This is a genomic window from Flavobacterium swingsii (assembly GCF_900111965.1).
Lineage (GTDB): Bacteria > Bacteroidota > Bacteroidia > Flavobacteriales > Flavobacteriaceae > Flavobacterium > Flavobacterium swingsii.
This window is the reverse complement of the sequence record NZ_FOJT01000001.1, coordinates 410,160-428,116: the sequence shown is the minus strand read 5'-3', so window position 1 is coordinate 428,116 and position 17,957 is coordinate 410,160. Positions and strand designations below refer to the sequence as shown.

15 protein-coding genes are annotated in these 17,957 nt (G+C 31.4%); 9 read left to right on the top strand and 6 right to left on the bottom strand.

The annotated features are described in order from the left end of the window. Nucleotides 1-13: 13 nt before the first annotated feature. The 5 genes from BM053_RS01955 to BM053_RS01935 all read right to left on the bottom strand — a co-directional run bounded on the left by BM053_RS01955 (nt 14) and on the right by BM053_RS01935 (nt 3,232). Nucleotides 14-811: a TPM domain-containing protein gene (locus BM053_RS01955; RefSeq protein WP_091473422.1), complete on the bottom strand. Its 798-nt coding sequence runs from the start codon at nt 809-811 to the stop codon at nt 14-16. Then, on the bottom strand, nt 811-1,248 hold the full coding sequence (locus BM053_RS01950; RefSeq protein WP_091473420.1) for a TPM domain-containing protein: 438 nt from the start codon (nt 1,246-1,248) through the stop codon (nt 811-813). Before BM053_RS01950 ends, BM053_RS01955 begins: the two co-directional genes overlap by 1 nt. Before the next feature lie 11 nt (nt 1,249-1,259). Then, nucleotides 1,260-1,850 carry a LemA family protein gene (locus BM053_RS01945; RefSeq protein WP_091473740.1) on the bottom strand — a complete coding sequence of 197 codons (591 nt, stop codon included), beginning with the start codon at nt 1,848-1,850 and terminating at the stop codon, nt 1,260-1,262. A gap of 72 nt (nt 1,851-1,922) precedes the next feature. Further along, entirely contained in the window at nt 1,923-2,255 is a 333-nt protein-coding gene (locus tag BM053_RS01940) for a MerR family transcriptional regulator (RefSeq protein WP_091473418.1), read from the bottom strand. Then, nucleotides 2,255-3,232: a M23 family metallopeptidase gene (locus BM053_RS01935; RefSeq protein WP_091473416.1), complete on the bottom strand. Its 978-nt coding sequence runs from the start codon at nt 3,230-3,232 to the stop codon at nt 2,255-2,257. The genes BM053_RS01940 and BM053_RS01935 overlap by 1 nt, the downstream gene beginning before the upstream one ends. A gap of 335 nt (nt 3,233-3,567) precedes the next feature. Between BM053_RS01935 and alaS the strand changes: the two genes are divergently transcribed. Continuing rightward, entirely contained in the window at nt 3,568-6,204 is a 2,637-nt protein-coding gene (gene alaS, locus BM053_RS01930; protein WP_091473414.1) for an alanine--tRNA ligase, read from the top strand. Between the two features lie 148 nt (nt 6,205-6,352). After that, entirely contained in the window at nt 6,353-7,120 is a 768-nt protein-coding gene (locus BM053_RS01925) for a hypothetical protein (protein WP_091473413.1), read from the top strand. 55 nt (nt 7,121-7,175) lie between these two features. Here BM053_RS01925 and BM053_RS01920 read toward each other — a convergent pair whose 3' ends face one another. Further along, nucleotides 7,176-8,936 carry an ABC transporter ATP-binding protein gene (locus BM053_RS01920; RefSeq protein ID WP_091473410.1) on the bottom strand — a complete coding sequence of 587 codons (1,761 nt, stop codon included), beginning with the start codon at nt 8,934-8,936 and terminating at the stop codon, nt 7,176-7,178. A gap of 161 nt (nt 8,937-9,097) precedes the next feature. On the opposite strand from BM053_RS01920, the gene BM053_RS01915 reads away from it, so the two are divergent. The 7 genes from BM053_RS01915 to BM053_RS01885 all read left to right on the top strand — a co-directional run bounded on the left by BM053_RS01915 (nt 9,098) and on the right by BM053_RS01885 (nt 17,947). Then, a complete protein-coding gene (locus BM053_RS01915) occupies nt 9,098-9,886 on the top strand; it encodes a hypothetical protein (protein ID WP_091473408.1) in 789 nt (262 codons plus the stop codon). 132 nt (nt 9,887-10,018) lie between these two features. Then, nucleotides 10,019-10,774: a hypothetical protein gene (locus BM053_RS01910; protein ID WP_091473406.1), complete on the top strand. Its 756-nt coding sequence runs from the start codon at nt 10,019-10,021 to the stop codon at nt 10,772-10,774. Nucleotides 10,775-10,981: 207 nt separating this feature from the next. Further along, the gene (locus BM053_RS01905; protein WP_091473404.1) at nt 10,982-11,764 is read left to right on the top strand and encodes a hypothetical protein; all 783 of its coding nucleotides are present in this window, start codon (nt 10,982-10,984) and stop codon (nt 11,762-11,764) included. A 96-nt stretch (nt 11,765-11,860) separates the two neighbouring features. Further along, nucleotides 11,861-12,811, top strand: a complete 951-nt coding sequence (locus tag BM053_RS01900) for a GSCFA domain-containing protein (RefSeq protein ID WP_091473401.1) — start codon at nt 11,861-11,863, stop codon at nt 12,809-12,811. Between the two features lie 75 nt (nt 12,812-12,886). Then, a complete protein-coding gene (locus BM053_RS01895) occupies nt 12,887-13,165 on the top strand; it encodes a hypothetical protein (RefSeq protein WP_091473398.1) in 279 nt (92 codons plus the stop codon). Nucleotides 13,166-13,167: 2 nt separating this feature from the next. After that, nucleotides 13,168-15,090: a tetratricopeptide repeat-containing sensor histidine kinase gene (locus BM053_RS01890; protein WP_091473396.1), complete on the top strand. Its 1,923-nt coding sequence runs from the start codon at nt 13,168-13,170 to the stop codon at nt 15,088-15,090. 100 nt (nt 15,091-15,190) lie between these two features. Further along, nucleotides 15,191-17,947, top strand: a complete 2,757-nt coding sequence (locus tag BM053_RS01885; RefSeq protein ID WP_091473394.1) for a T9SS type A sorting domain-containing protein — start codon at nt 15,191-15,193, stop codon at nt 17,945-17,947. Nucleotides 17,948-17,957 lie beyond the last annotated feature (10 nt).

Here is a 17,957-nt window from a genome sequence, read left to right as displayed (position 1 = left end):
ATCTAAAATTAACTTACCAACTTCCGCTACTTCCGCCGCCAGAGAAACCTCCGCCGCCGAAGCCACCACCAAAACCTCCGCCACCAGAGAAACCACCTCCAGATGAACCGCCAAAACCTCCGCCGCCACTTCGTCCCATACTACTTAAAATAATCACGTCGAGTAAGCTAGGTGTTCTGCCAATTCCGCTTCCGTTTCCTTTGTTATTTTTAGAAATTATAACAAGTATAATGATAAAAAGAATGATGAAAAAGATAATAGGAATTCCTCCGCTATCATCTTTATCTCCTTTTCGAGTTCCTTTGTATTTGCCATTAAAGACATCAAAAATTGCATCGGCGCCTTTATCCAATCCGTTGTAGTAACTTCCTGCTTTAAATTCTGGAATAATGATATTTCTAATAATTTCGCCACCAATTCCAGCAGTTAATCTGTCTTCGAGTCCATAACCTGGATTGATTGCTATTTTTCTATCGTCTTTTGATACTAGAATAATAACTCCATTATCTTCTTTTGCTTGTCCCAAGCCCCAAGTGTGCGCCCATTTTGTTGCTAACTGACTTACATCTTCACCTTTTAAACTTTCGATAGTAATAACCACAATTTGCGTACTTGTCGAATCTGAATATTTAATAAGTTTTTCTTCCAGTTGTGATTTTTCGCCAGCGCTTAAAACATTGGCATAATCATATACTGAAGTCTGAAATTTTGGAATTTCAGGAATAGTAAATTGGGCAAAACTAATTTGAGTAAATAAAAAACAAACGAGTAGTTTCAGAAAAATCGAGTAATTCTTTTTAAGTGAAGTCATTATCCTTTTGATATTTCGTTTGATAATTCGTTGGTATCGTGGTCTTGATAAGGAAAATATTTTTTGAGTTGTTCTCCAGCTCTTAGAATACCATCAATAAGTCCTTGTTTGTAATTTTCGTTTTTGAAATGTGACACCATAACGTCTCTCGTACAATCCCAAAAATCATTTTGAACTACGTCATTAATACCTTGATCGCCGCAAATGACAAAGGTCTTGTCTTTTACAGCTAGATAAATCAAAACTCCATTTTTGAGTTCGGTTTCATCCATTTTCAATTCATGAAAAACTTCCATGGCGCGATCATACGCATCCATGGAAGTTGTTTTTTCAATATGTACTCTAATCTCGCCAGAAGTTTCTTTTTCAGCCACACGGATAGCTTCTACAATTTCTTGTTCTTCTTCTTTAGTTAAAAATTCTTCTACTTTTGACATTAGTTTTTATATTAGAATTTTACTTCAACAGGTTTTGCAGCGCCTGGTTCAGCATCAAAATATGGTTTTCCTTCAAATCCGAACCAACCTGCTAAAATAGAGTTTGGAAACGTTTTTACATGATTGTTAAATGGTTTGATAGCTTCGTTAAAACGAGTTCTAGCTGTCAAAATTTGATTTTCTGTACTAGCCAATTCGTCTTGTAATTTTAAGAAATTTTCGTTCGCTTTTAGCGTAGGATAAGCTTCAACACTAACTAATAATCTTGACAATGAAGAAGAAACACCACTTTGTGCTTGGTTAAATTGTGCCAATTGTTCTGGTGTAATATTTTTTGGATCAACAGTAATAGATGTTGCTTTTGCACGTGCTTCGATTACAGCAGTTAATGTGCTTTTTTCGAAATCGGCAGCGCCTTTTACAGTATTTACTAAGTTTCCAATTAAATCATTTCTACGTTGGTAAGAGGTTTGTACATTTCCCCATGATTCCGAAACATCTTCGTTCATTTTTACAGCAGAGTTATTAAAACCTGCAGCCCAACTATAAAGTGCGAATGCAATTACTGCAATTATCCCAACGGGAATTAACCATTTTTTCATAATTTTTGTTTTTAAAGGTTTGTTTTTGTTTTTAATTGATTTTTGCAATTGTCATTGATATTGCAATTTTATTTATAATTCAGTTTTAATGCTCAATAATTGTGCCTTAATGCTTTCTAATTTGCTAATAATATCAAACTTGTCTAAGGTTTTTTTCTGGTCTTCTTTCAAATGTACTTTTGCGCCTTCTAGCGTAAAACCACGTTCTTTAACCAGATGAAATATCAGTTGCAAATTCTTTACATCTTCGGGCGTAAACATTCGGTTGCCTTTCGCATTTTTCTTTGGTTTCAGAATATCAAATTCTTTGTCCCAAAACCGAATAAGGGATTGGTTCACGCCAAAAGCAGTGGCAATTTCGCCCATGCTGTAATATCTTTTATCTTTAGGTAAATCTATATGCATTAATCCAGAGATTGATTTTCTTGTGTTGCTAATTTGGCAATAGCCGTATATTCTACCGCCGAAATATTTCCGTAATAAAAATTAATCGGGTTTACTACATTTCCGCCTTTGTGTACTTCATAATGCAAATGCGGAGCCTGACTACGTCCGGTACTTCCAACAAAACCTATTATATCACCACGATTTACACGCTGTCCCGCTCGTTTGTTATATCTGCTTAAATGTGCATACAAAGTTTCATAACCAAAACCATGACTTATTACGATATGATTTCCAAAACCTGAAGCGCCTGCATCAGCACGTCTTATCACACCATCTCCAGTAGCATAAACTGGCGTTCCCGTAGGCGAAGTGAAATCCATTCCTTTGTGCATTTTTCTGGCTTTGGTAAACGGATCGCTTCGGTATCCAAAACCAGAAGCCATATGTCTCAATTGTTCGTTTTTTACAGGTTGAATAGCAGGAATAGAACCCAAAAACTTCTCTTTTGCTTTCGATAATTTCAAAATCTCATCAAGCGATTTCGATTGCATCGCGAGTTGTTTCGAAATCATGTCTACACGTTCAGTAGTATTGGTTACCAATTTTTCGTTATTAAATGCCAACAATTGTTTAAACCTACTTTCGGTAATAATCCCTTTCTTTTTTTCCATTTCCGAAATAGGAGCGTTGTTAAAATATACTCGGTAAATGTTATTGTCACGATCAGCAACATTAGCTAAAACCGCATCTAATTCGTCTATTTGTTTGTTTAAAATGGTATAATTTAATTTCAAATTCTCATTTTCTCGAGTCAGCAATCTGTCTTTTGGAGTTTCAAAGTAAGGTGTATTTAATACCGCAACAAAACATAAAAATCCAAACAATGCCGACGCCACTAAAAACAACGCGATATAACCAAAACTTCTCGCTTTTTTAGTTTTTATTTTCCGATACGCTAAATTTTCGGCATCGTAATAGTATTTTACTTTCTTCATATCTTAAAAATATACTATTTTTGCAGTCATTATGACAAAGTAACAAAATATTAGACGAACTAATGTAGAAAATGTTTCAATTATTAAGCATTTTTTTAATTAGTCGCCTAATCCAGCTATCAGTTACAAGTTCTCGTCCAGAAATCTTTTTTTCTACGAGTTTGCAGGAACTTCCTTCGGTCGTTCTACAAACTCAAGAAAAAATAGCTTTCTGAATCTCGAAGCTTTTCACTACTATCTGGGGCAAAAAAAAAGGGTTTATTTGTTAATTTGGTTATTCGGTTATTCGAAAATCCAAATCAACAAATCAACAAATAACCGAATAAACACAAGAAATGACATCAAAAGAAATCCGCAAGCAATACCTTCAATTCTTCGAATCTAAAGGACATCTTATCGTTCCGTCAGCGCCAATTGTCTTAAAAGACGATCCAACTCTGATGTTTAACAATTCAGGAATGGCACAATTCAAAGAATATTTCTTAGGAAACGGAACGCCAAAAAGCCCAAGAATTGCTGATACACAAAAATGTTTGCGCGTTTCAGGAAAACACAATGATCTCGAAGATGTAGGTTTCGATACTTATCATCACACGATGTTCGAAATGTTAGGAAACTGGTCTTTTGGTGATTATTTCAAAAAAGAAGCCATCAATTGGGCTTGGGAATTATTAACAGAAGTGTACAAAATACCAAAGGAAAATCTTTACGTTTCCGTTTTCGAAGGAAGCAAAGAAGACAATGTGCCATTCGACCAAGAAGCTTGGGATATCTGGAAAGGATTAATCGACGAAGATAGAATCATTCTTGGAAACAAAAAAGACAATTTCTGGGAAATGGGAGATCAAGGACCTTGCGGACCATGTTCCGAAATCCATGTTGATTTGCGTACTGATGCAGAAAAAGCATCCGTTTCTGGGAAAAGTTTGGTTAACAATGATCATCCACAAGTTGTCGAAATCTGGAATAACGTTTTTATGGAATTTAACCGTAAAGCCGATGGTTCTCTAGAAAAATTACCAGCACAACACGTAGATACCGGAATGGGATTTGAGCGTTTGTGTATGGCTTTGCAAGGAAAAACATCAAATTATGACACCGATGTTTTTACGCCACTTATCGAAAAAGTGGAACAAATTACCAGATTAAAATATACTTCAAACGAAGTTAAAAATATATCAGAAGAACAAAATAAAACAAATATTGCCATTCGTGTTATCGTAGATCACGTTCGTGCCGTAGCTTTTGCTATTGCCGACGGACAGTTACCATCTAACACAGGCGCAGGTTATGTAATTCGTAGAATTTTGCGTCGTGCGATTCGTTACGGATTTACATTTTTGGATACCAAAGAACCTTTTATCAATAAATTGGTAGAAGTTTTGGCGAATCAAATGGGAGAATTTTTCCCAGAAATAAAATCACAACAACAATTAGTTACCAATGTAATTCGTGAAGAAGAAGCTTCTTTCTTGAGAACTTTAGATCAAGGATTGCAATTGTTAGACAAAGTTGTTGCCGAAACAAAAGGAAAAGAAGTTTCAGGAGCAAAAGCATTCGAATTATATGATACTTTCGGATTTCCAATCGATTTAACAGCTTTAATATTAAGAGAAAAAGGTTACGAATTAGACGAAGTTGGATTTAATGCTGCCATGCAAGAACAAAAAAATCGTTCTCGTGCTGCATCAGAAGTTTCAACTGAAGATTGGTCAGTTTTAATTCCAGGAAATGTAGAAACATTCGTTGGATACGATCAAACAGAAAACGAAGTAAAAATCACACGTATTCGTAAAGTGGATTCTAAAAAAGACGGAATTTTATACCAAATCGTTTTAGACAATACGCCGTTTTACCCAGAAGGTGGAGGTCAAGTTGGAGATAAAGGAACTTTAGTTTCTGCTAACGAAACGATTGATATTATTGATACGAAAAAGGAGAATAACTTGATTCTTCATTTTGCAAAGCAATTGCCTGAAAATGTAAATGCTGGTTTTGTCGCTAAAGTAAATACCGATTTGCGAGATTTATCGTCTAGAAATCACTCAGCGACACACTTAATGCATTTGGCATTGCGAACTATTTTAGGAACGCATGTGGAGCAAAAAGGATCATTAGTAAACCCAAATAATTTGCGTTTCGACTTTTCACATTTTAGTAAAGTAACAGATGAGCAATTGCTAGAAGTTGAGAATTTTGTAAATACAAGAATTCAACAACAATTACCATTAATAGAAAGAAGAAGTATTCCGATTCAACAAGCTTTAGACGAAGGTGCTATGGCTTTATTTGGAGAAAAATATGGTGACAATGTTCGTGCAATTAAATTTGGTGAAAGCATGGAATTGTGTGGTGGAATTCACGTGAAAAACACTGCTGAAATCTGGCATTTCAAAATTGTATCAGAAGGAGCCGTTGCAGCAGGGATTCGTCGTATCGAAGCCATTACAAGCGATGCTGTAAAAACACATTTTGCTTTGCAAGAAAATATTTTAGATGAAGTAAAAATTGCTTTGAAAAACCCACAAGATATTTTAAAATCGGTTGTTTCATTGCAAGAGGATAATGCGAAATTGAAAAAACAAATCGAGCAATTACTAAAAGAAAAAATCGACGGATTAAAAAACACTTTGGTTTTTGAATTTCAAGAAATTAATGGAATCAACTTTTTGTCGAAACAAGTAGATTTGTCAATGAGTTCAACCAAAGATTTGGCGCAAGCATTGGGAAGTTCAAATCCAAATTCGTTTGTAGTTTTAGCTTCTATAGAAGACAATACACCAAATATTCATTGTTATATCTCTAAAGAATTGGTTGCAGAAAAAAGCTTAAACGCTAATGCTGTTATCAAAGAATTAGGAAAATACATTGACGGAAACGGTGGCGGACAACCTTTCTTCGCGTCAGGAAAAGGAAAAAACGTTTCTGGAATTAAGGAAGCTTTAGAAAAAGCGGTTGACTTTGTGAAGTAGATTTTTTTAAAATAGATAATTAGAAAAGCCTTTCAGTATTCTGAAAGGCTTTTTTAGTTAAATCTTCGTATTTCTAAAAATAAACTTACAAAAAAACAATTAATTCGTTTTTATTTTCTTGCTTTACACGAATTTATAAATCCCAAAAATGAAAAGAATTGTTTTGTTATTAAGTGTTGTGATGCTTGCTTTTACGTCTTGTTCTAAAAATGAGGATAATTCAGTTCAATCAGTATCAGTAGAACCAAATAATATTTTGTTAAAAAAATCAGTATCCACGAATGGAAGTTCATCATTCACTTTGGAATATGTTTATAGTGGGAATAAATTGTTAAGAATAAACATAAATACAGATTCATATATTACTCATACTTATATAGGAGATTTAATTACACGAGGAGCTCAATATAATAATAATGTTTTATCAGTTGAAACTATTTATGAGTATGATTCAAATAATAAAATGATAAGTGCGAAAAGTTTATCATATGATAATTTAATTGCTAGTAAAACAGTTTATAATTACAATTTAGACGGCACAATTCACTATGAAGTATATAGAGGAAATTTTTCGAGTCAGAATACTTTATCTGGTACGGGTAAAATGTGGTTAAATAGTGATAGCGAAATTTTTAAAAAAGAAGAGTATCAAAATGGTGTGTTGACATATAGAAAAGAAAATACATTTGATACTGGAAATTCTGTTTTTAAAAACGTCACAGGGTTTGATAAACTATTTTTATCTGATTCAGGAAAAAAAAGGAACTTAATAAGTTCGCAAACACATGATTCTAATAACGTATTAGTCACGGGTTATTCAGATGTAGTAACATATAATCAGAATAATTATCCTACTTCAGCGATACGTACTTTAAGCACAGGTTCTACTAGTACAATACAATATTTTTACGAATAATTTCTCGTTTAATAAAAAGCCTTTCAAAATTAAACTTTTGAAAGGCTTTTTTATTTTACGCTACTGTTACACTTTTTCGTTCCCCAATTTGCTGTCTCCACATCGCATAATACAAACCTTTTTCTTCCAATAAATCTTCATGTTTTCCTTGCTCGATGATTTTTCCTTGTTCCAAAACAAAAATTCTATCTGCATGCATAATGGTCGATAATCGATGGGCAATAAGAACAGTAATTCGGTTTTTGTCCGAAATATTTCTAATGGTAGTATTTATTTCTTCTTCTGTAATCGAATCTAATGCTGAGGTGGCTTCATCAAAAATTAATAAATTTGGATTTCTTAATATCGCACGAGCAATAGACAAACGTTGCTTTTCTCCGCCAGAAACTTTAATTCCGCCTTCGCCAATGGTCGAATTTAGTCCGTCTTCGGCACGTTTTAGTAAATTTTCGCAACTCGCTCTGTTTAAGGCATGATGCAGTTCTTCATCAGTCGCATCAGGTTTTACAAACAATAAATTCTCACGAATGGTTCCCGAAAATAATTGTGCATCTTGTGTTACAAATCCCAATTGTTGACGCAAATCTAACAAATCGATTTCATTAGAATTTACAGCATTATACAATACTTTTCCTTCTGCTGGCGGATACAATCCTACTAATAATTTTACCAAAGTAGTTTTTCCCGCACCAGACGGTCCAACGAAAGCAACTGTTTCTCCTTGTTTGATATGAAAATCGATATTTTCGACTGCTGAAAATTTTGCCGTTTTGTGTTTAAAACTCACATTGATAAATTGCAAAGAAGCAATTTTTCCTATCGATTTAGGATTTTCTGGACGAAATTCTGATTTAGCATTTAATAAATTTTCGAAATTTTCCATCGAAACTTTGGTTTCATTTTTAGCAATGATAAACGCGCTTAATTCTTGCAATGGATTGAAAATAAAGAAGGTGAAAAACACCATTGTAAGTAAATCTCCTACTAATATTTTATTCCCAAACAGAAAGTAATATAAGGTAAAAACAACGCATGTTCTCATAAAATGCACCGTAGTTCCTTGAATAAAACTTAAACTTCTAATGAAACGAATTTTCTCTATTTCTAAGTGTAAAATTTTGTGTGTGTTCGAATTTAATCGACTTTCTTCTTGTTGTGTTAATCCTAAACTTTTTACTAATTCTATGTTTCTCAAACTTTCGGTTGTAGAACCAGCAAGCGAATTGGTTTGTTGTACGATTCTTCTAGAAACAATTTTAATTTTTTTGCCTAAAAAAGAACTAATAAAAGCAATGATTGGAGCTGTTAGTATAAATACAAAAGCAATGCGATAATCGATTCTGGAAATGTAAACAATCACAAAAATAAATCCGATAATGGTTTGAAATATTAACGAAATAGAAAGTGTAATTAGCTTCTCCGAATCGGTGCGGGCTTTTTGCAATTTACTTAGTGTTTCTCCGCTTCGTTGGTCTTCAAAATCTTCATAAGGTAAGTCTAAAGACTTTTTAATTCCGTCAGTATACATTTCGGCACCAGTTCTTTGAATCACTAAATTGGTAAAATAATCCTGAAAATTTTTGGTAATTCTAGAAATCATGGCAGCTCCAAGAGAAAGACCTATCCAAAAACCAACGGCTTTTATGAAATTAAGTTCTTGTCCTTTGTATTTTGCGATACCAACACCACAATCTTGCATCAATTTACCAGTAATAATCGAATCGCTTAAGCTAAAACAAATGTTTATTGCGGCCATTAGCAATGCAAAAAGTAATAAGAATTTGTGTTTTATTAAGTAAGAATATAGAAGTTTCATGTTTGTTTTTCTTTATTATAGAAATACAAAAGTAGTAAATAGATTTGCACGAGTAAAAATTAATAAAAATGGAATAAAATATTATCTAAAAATAAACTTACAAAAGACCAATTAAATCGTTTTTTTTTTTTTGCTTTACGCGAATTTAATTTCCTATAATTATGAGAAAAATAACTTTGTTGTTTGTTACCTTATTGTTTGTGTTTGTTTCTTGTTCTAAGAGTGGAGACGAATCGATTGCGACATCATCTGCATCAAATCCTAATGGAATATTACCTATAAAAGTTATTACTACATCGGGAACTAATGTTGTAACACAGGAATATTTTTATAACGGAAATAAACTTATTCAAACAAAATTTTCAGAAGGTAATTATACAAATTACACCTATACTAACGATTTGATAACTAGAACCGATTTCTATAGCGACAATGTTCTTTCTAAAACAACAAATTTTTCATATAACAGTGATAATAAATTAGTACAAGCGTTATCTTTAAATCCTTCTTTAAACCAAGGTTACAAATATGTTTATATTTATAATTCGGATGGAACGGTTAGTCTTTCTATATATTCGGGTGATTTAGTTACTCAAACTACAAATACTAAAAATTATAAAGTTTTTTTTCAAAATGGAATTGCAATAAAAAGAGAGCAATATATACTTATTAATGGAACGATGGAAACCCAAACATCAAATTATGTTTACGATGCCAAAAATGAGATTCATAATTCTGTTTTAGGATTTAATAAGTTAATTACTTATGATACAAGTCGTTTTGGGGATTCAAATAATATTGTTTCAACAACTTATAGTGCTACAAACACAACAAATGTCAGTCAAACTCTTTCTACATATACTTATAATGTAAATAATTACCCAATTACTAAAACACAAACCGACTCGTCGGGTAGTCCTGCTTTAGTTACTCAAATATTCTATCAGTAATGAATAAAACAAAATCCTTTCAGAATTCAAACGCTGAAATGGTTTTTGCTTTTAGATAAAAATAAACTTACAAAAAATCAATTAATCTTTTTTTTCTTTTTTTCTTTGCAGAAATTTATATAACCCAAAAAAATGAAAAAAATTGTTTTGTTATTAAGTGTTGTTGCACTTGTTATTGCTTCGTGTTCAAGCGACGCTGACAGTTTGCCTGTTATTGTTCCTCTTGCTGATTCTGTTGTAGATACTAATGGGATTTTATTGAAAAAAGCGATTATTACTGCTAACTCTGTGTCTGGAGCCGATGAAATAAATTTTACTTATGCAGGAAATAAATTAAACAGAATTACTTATCCTAATGGTAGTTATGATGTATATATTTATACGGGAGATTTAATTACTGAAATTCGTAATTATAATGCTGACAACACACTATCATCTACAGATGATTTTCATTACAATTCTAGTAACAAATTAATTGGTCGTAATGATTTAGGCTCTGGTGTATTTGAAACATCGTATGTTCATAATTCAAACGGAACTATTTCATTTAATGACTCAGGAGACTCAGGAGTGATTTACTTTCAGAATGGCGAAATAGTTAGGATAACTAAAAATTTAAGTGGAGGAGGAGTTAGTGAAGATACTTATACATATGATGGTATGAATAGTCCGTTTAAAAATATTGTTGGTTTTGATAAAATGGCATTTGCTTATTGGGGTAGTGGAATTTTTCACAATGAGTTAACCTATCATTATACAGCAACAGGAGGTATAACAGGTACTGATACTACTACGTATACTTACAATTCCAATAATTTCCCTATAACAAGTACCCATACTCTTGATAATTCAAGTGATGTTATCACAGCTCAATATTTTTATCAATAGATTTATAATAAAAATATAAAAAACCCTTTCAGAATTCAAACACTGAAAGGTTTTTTCTTTTTATAGAAGTACAAAAGTACTAAATAGATTTGCACTAGTAGCAAAGTGAGAAAATGGGATAAAAATATTATCTAAAAATAAACTTACAAAACACCAATTAAATCGTTTTTTTTTTTTTGCTTTACACGAATTTAATTTCCTATAATTATGAGAAAAATAACGTTGTTGTTTGTTAGCTTATTGTTTGTATTTATTTCATGTAGTAAAGATTCTCCAGAAACAGCAGCAGAACCAACTTTTACTAATAATGGCACTCTTTTGAAAAGATCTATTTCAACAAATGGATCAAATGTTACGACATCAGATTTTTTTTATATTGGTAATAAATTGCAAAAAATGGTTTCATCTAATGGAACTAGAATTGAATACTCATATACGGGGAATCTGATTACTCAAACTTTATATTTTGAAAGTGATGTTTTAAAAGAAAAATCTGAAATTCAATATAATTCTGAAGAAAAAATGATACAACGAAAATCATCTGATTATTCTAATAATAAAGGATATAGATGTGAATTTACATATAGTAATGACGGGACTGTTACTGTTTTAGGGTTTTCAGGTGACTTCACTACACAAAACACACAAATTGTAAACAGAAAAGTTTTTTTATTTGCTAATGGAGATGTAGAAAAAATAGAAGCGTATGTTGTCGTAAACGGAAGTAATCAAACAAGAACAAATTATTATACTTATGATGATAAAAATGCTATAAGTAACTCCATTCTTGGATACAATAAAATTAAATTTTGGGATACTGGAACTTATGGGAATTCTCATAACAACATTTCAATACTTTACACTTCTACAGAAAATATTTCTCCATATCCTTATACAAATGATGTGGTTTTTACATACAATTCGTATAACTATCCAATAACATCAAGTGCCTACGGTAATAGTTTAACATCACAATATTTTTACCAATAGATTTGAGTAAAAACATAAAAACCCCTTTCAGTATTCAATCACTGAAAGGGTTTTTCTTTTATAAAATATTGCACTAATTTTGTTTAAAATAAAAATATGCAATTTACAACTCAAATACCTATTTCTAAAAGTAACAATCCAATAAACTATAACTCTAAAATAGTTTCTTTGGGTTCTTGCTTTGCTGAAAATATGGCGGAGAAATTCGAGTATTTTAAGTTTCAAAATACAGTCAATCCGTTTGGGATTATTTTTAATGTTGTTTCTATCGAAAAACTAATTTTCAGAGGTATTCACAAACAATATTTTACTGAAAAAGATATTTTTTTTAATAACGAAAGTTGGCATTGTTACGAAGTTCATTCGGAACTTTCAAATCCAAATGCAGCAGAGTTTTTAAAAACTTTAAACCAATTAATCGATGCAACAAATATCCGAATAACCGAAGCCACACACTTTATTATCACGTTAGGAACGGCTTGGGTTTACAGAAATATCGAAACCAACGAAATTGTAGCCAATTGCCATAAAGTTCCGCAAAAACAGTTTGCAAAGGAATTACTTTCTATCGAAACCATTCAAGAAAGTTTACAAAACACAATTGCTTTAATATCTGGTGTAAATAAAGAAGCAAAATTCGTTTTAACAGTTTCTCCAGTTCGCCACATCAAAGATGGTTTTGCAGAAAACACTTTGAGCAAATCGCATTTAATTTCAGCGATTCATAAAATTGTTAATCATCAATTATCTATTGCTAATTATTTCCCGAGCTATGAAATCATGATGGACGAACTTCGTGATTATCGTTTTTATGGCGAAGATATGTTGCACCCAAACCAAACCGCCATCGATTATATTTGGATTCAGTTTTTCGAGAATTATATCGATGAAAAAGAATTTGCAACCATGCAAGAAGTTTGCGATATTCAAAAAGCCTTACATCACCGACCATTTAATCCGAATTCGGAAAGTCATTTGAAGTTTTTAGATAATCTGAATCAGAAAGTAAATACATTAGTAAAAAAATATCCACACTTTAAATTTTAATCAAGATACGACAATAGTCGTATTTTTTTGTTTCCAAAAATATTAGAAGTTTGTCAGTATTATAAAATTGTACAAATGGAATTTATATCTATTGGAATGTTGCTAGTCTTTTCTTTTATAATACTTGTTTTAGTTGTAAAACAAATTGAAGAGGAACAAAAATTTAACCGTAAAATTAAAGTATTAGAGCTTTTAATTATGGAGTTAAATACTAACTTAGTAGCTCAAAATCAGAAAGTAAAACTATCGGATGATTTAAAAATTAAATTTAAAGAATCTAATATAAAATTAAGTAAATCTATTTTGGAAATGAATTTGGATTTGTTTGAAATAAGTTTTAAAAATAAAACCTAAATATGAGAATTAAACAATTATCGTTTTTATTATTATTTCTATTTACTGCTTTTGCAAATGCGCAAAATGCACAAGATATAATTGATGACTTGAAAAAAGATTTAAAATCTAATCCAGATGACAAAAAACGAGCAACTATTTATTCTGATTTGACATGGTATTATTCTAATATTTCTTTAGATTCATCAATGGTTTATGGTGAAAAAGCCTTGTTTGAGTCAAAAAAAATAAATGATTCTACTATTATTGCTCAAGTTTATAGTGATATTGCTATGATTTATTTTAAGAAGAGTGATTATCAAAAATCAAATAAAAATTATTTAAAAGCTTATTCAATTCGCAAAGCCAGAAATGATGTTAAAGGAATGGCAAAAATAAATGCTAATTTAGGTAACATATATCAAGTTCAAGGGAAATTGAAATTGGCTATGCGGACTTATCTTAGCGCTTATGAATATTTTAGTAAGATTAATGATTTAAAACAATTATCAATTATTAAAGGAAATATTGGCTCCATATATTATGAATTAAAAGATTATCCAAAGGCTTTAAAGTATATAAATGAAGTAATTAAATATTTAGAAGAAAACAAATTAAAAGAAAGTTTATGTAGAAATTATTTAACAAAAGGGAATATTTTGTTATCTATGAACGATACAATTGCTTCAATGAAAGCATATAATAAAAGCCTGTTTTTTTGTAATGAGATTGGCGATTTGTTTACGATTTCTAAATCCAATAATAATTTAGCAATAATTAAACAAGCTCAAAATAGAACAGAGGAATCTAAAAAATTATTTGCTAAAGTGGCAGAACAAAGAAATTTTTTTAATTCTGATGGGGCGTTTAATAAAAACAGACTAAATGAAGCTTATACTTTACTGAAAGAGAATAAATTTGAAGAAGCAAAAAAAATATTATTAGAGATTAATACGTTTTTTATTGAAAAAAAATTAGACTTTGAACTATCAAATTCATACAAGTATTTAGTTCCAATTTATGCCAGATTAAATAAACCAGATTCTGTAATACATTATCAAAGTTTATATGAAAAAAGTATTGAAAAAGCTACAAAATTGGCTACTGTAAAAGAAACTGCCGAACTTGAAACCAAGTATGAAACTGAAAAAAAAGAGAAACAAATTATTCAGCAACAAGCTGATGCCAAACAAAAAAACACGTACTTAATCGGTCTTTCTATTTTGGTTATTTTTTTAGGCTTAATTGGTTATTTAGTGTACCGCCAACAGAAACTTAAAAACACACAGCAAGAACAAGAGTTTAAGCTAAAATCGGCTATTTCTAAAATTGAAACCCAAAACAAATTGCAAGAACAAAGACTGTCTATTTCTCGTGATTTGCATGATAACATTGGTTCGCAATTGACTTTTATAATTTCTAGTGTAGATAGTGTAAAATATGGTTTTGATATTACAAATGAAAAACTAGATAATAAACTGACTAATATTTCCAGCTTTGCCAAAGAAACAATTGTAGAACTTCGTGATACGATTTGGGCTATGAATAGTGACGAAATTTCTTTTGAAGATTTAGAAGGTCGTATTCATAATTTTATCGAAAAAGCAAAAGAAGCCAAACAAGAAATTACTTTTTCATTTGCAATTGATAAAGATTTAGCAGCTAAAAAACTTTCTTCTGTTGAAGGAATGAATGTATATAGAACGATTCAAGAAGCAATAAACAATTCCTTAAAGTATGCTAATGCTAGCAACATAAAAATTAAAGCGATAAAAGAAGCGAATCAAACCAAAATTACTATTTCTGATGATGGGGTTGGTTTTAATGAAGACGAAATTAATTACGGAAACGGATTAAACAACATGAAAAAGCGAATTGAAGAAATTGGCGGAAAACTTACTATTTTCTCATCAAGAAAAGGAACTACAATTGAAGTTTTGATATAAAATTCTACAACGGCATTATTCTAAAAATACGACAATTGTCGTATTTTTTTGTGCTTACTAATAACGCAACTTTGCTTCATAATCTTTTAATTTCTAAATTATGAAAAATACAATTACTTCAATTCTAATGTTGCTTTTTGTAACAGCTAATGCTCAAATTGGTGGAGGCTGGGATTGGGCATTCAATACAGGTTCGTTGGGTGGCGCAACAATTAAACACATGAAATATACAGCCGATGGATCTGAAATTTTATTTGGAGGTACGGCTTTAGCAGCAGTGTATTTTGGTTCAACAACTCTAACCGCAACACCACAATCTGGATATGCAGGAAATATTAAATTTTTCGGAAAAATAAATTCGGCAACAGGTATTCCAACAATTATTAGGTCATTTAGCAATTTACCTGTGAATTTTGATTGTATCACTACAGATGATGCTGGGAATTTTTATATTGGTGGCGCAATAAGCGACATCAATCCAGTGGATTTAGGAAATGGTGTTTCAGTTTCGGGTTTAAACAAATCTGTAGTAGCCAAATTTGATGCTTCTGGAACTGCAATTTGGGCTAAAACATTTACTTTTGGGACTACTGGTTCTGCACAAACAAACATACTAAAATTAGCAGTTTCCAATTCAGGAAATGTTTTCTTTTGGGGATTTAATCCTAATGTTGATGTTAACAATAAAAGAAATAGTCCGTTATATAAATTAGATAGTAACGGAAATACACTTTGGTTCAAAGACGCTTTAAATGGGAGTAGTGTAATTGGAAATACGATAAAAGAACCAACACTAACCGATAAGTTTATAGATAATAATGAAAATGTGCATTTGTTTCATAATGCCATTGGCGGATACACTTTTGATGGTGTAGCATATCCTGGCGGAAGTGCTTCTTATGGTTCAACTTTAATTTCTTTAAACTCGTCTGGAACAATTACTAAAGCGCAAACTTATGATGGTAGTGTGACTAATTTTCAAGTAAACAAAACTACTGGTAATTTGATTTTTAAATGGGATCAATTTAATGTGAATGTCGCACCTTTTACAAATTTACCACATCTTTTAGCTTCAGTTATTCCGAGTTATGCTAATAAATTCACAGGAATGGTTGAAACGGACAGTAACTTTAATTTTATTAGAGCAAAAGATTTTTCTACAACCTTAGACAATCCGTTTCAGTTAACTTATAACGATGATGTTTATTTAGCTTTACCGAATGGAAAACTTATTATTCAAGCGCAGTTTGAAAAAACAATAGGTTACACTGCTGATGTTGATTATGTATATCCAATTGACGCTACAAAATATGCTACTGCCATTATCGAAACGGATGCCAATTGGAATATATCTAAATTTATAACTGGCGGAAAAGCAACTTCAGTTTTCAAACAATATATTACAGCTTATAATGATACTTATGCGATGTCGGCTGGATTTAGTTCGCACAACGTATTAAGTCCAACAACACCAACTTTGCCAATCACTTCTTATGGTTCAGTAAATTTAACAGGTTTTAATGCAGCTTCAGATTTAACAACGGCTTATGGTGTTTTTTCAACAAGTTCTTCATTAAGAAACGATGTAGCCATCGTACAAACAAAATCAGCTAATTTTCCAACAATTACTTCTACAACTTGGTTAGGAAATAACACCAATTGGAATGACGCAACTAACTGGACAAATGGAGTTCCTACAACTACAATGAAAGCTTTATTTAATGCGCCAACGCCAAATTATCCTTTGGTTTCTACTTCGCCAACAGCTGCTTCTTTACAAGTTAATTCAGGTGTAAGTTTAGCTTTACCAACAACTTTGGTTTTAAATGCAGGATTAAAAAATGATGGGAACATAACCATCAATAATGCTGGTTTTTTTCAAGGTTTTGGAACTAAAGAATGGAAAGGTTCAGGAAGTGTGAATTTCTCAGGAACTGCTGTGAGTTATTTTTATGCGAATTTATTTAGCAATAGTTTAGTTTTAAATACAAATCTTACTACACAATATAATTTACGAATTCCTACTTTAACTCTTAATACAGCTAAAGTGAATTTAAATAATAAAACATTGAGTATTACTGACAGTAGTCCGACGGCAATTACTACAGCCAATTTAACAAGTTACGTTTATGGCGGAATTTTAGAAAGAAACATTGCTAGTGCTGGAAGTTATGAATTTCCAATGGGTAATTTTTCTTTTAAGCAATCTGCAATTATTGATGTAAATAATTTAATTGGTACAGATAAACTTTCTGCAACTTTCACTGCTGGCGTAATTACAGGAACTACTCCAAGTACTTCGTATAACGGTGTTGCAATAACAAGTGCATTAGACGGCGGTTGGTTTAAAATTAGCTCTAAAACGCAACCAACAAGTGGAAATTATGATGTGACTTTAAAAATTCAAAATTCAACAAATACAAGTGCGAATGTTGGAGATTATGTTGTGATTAAAAGAGATAATAGCACTTCTCCATGGGCGGCAACTGGAACATACAATTTAGGCTCAACAACTGGTGGAATTGTTACAGTAAAAAACAGTAATTTGACTTCATTCTCGGATTTTGCTATAGGTAAAGGTGCTTCTGATATTAGTTTGTCTAATGAAAGTTTTATACAAAAAACAATTTCATTGTATCCAAATCCAGCATCAAGTCAAATTACACTTAATTTTGAAAACAATCTAGATAAAGCAAGTCTAAAAATAATATCAATTGCAGGGCAAGTAGTATTTGAAAAAGATAATGTTTCAGAAAATAATGTCAGCTTAGACGTGTCAAATTTTAGTATAGGAGTATATTATGTTCAAATAATAAATGAAGATTCAGTTTTCAATTCTAAGTTTATAAAACAATAGTATTTTGCTT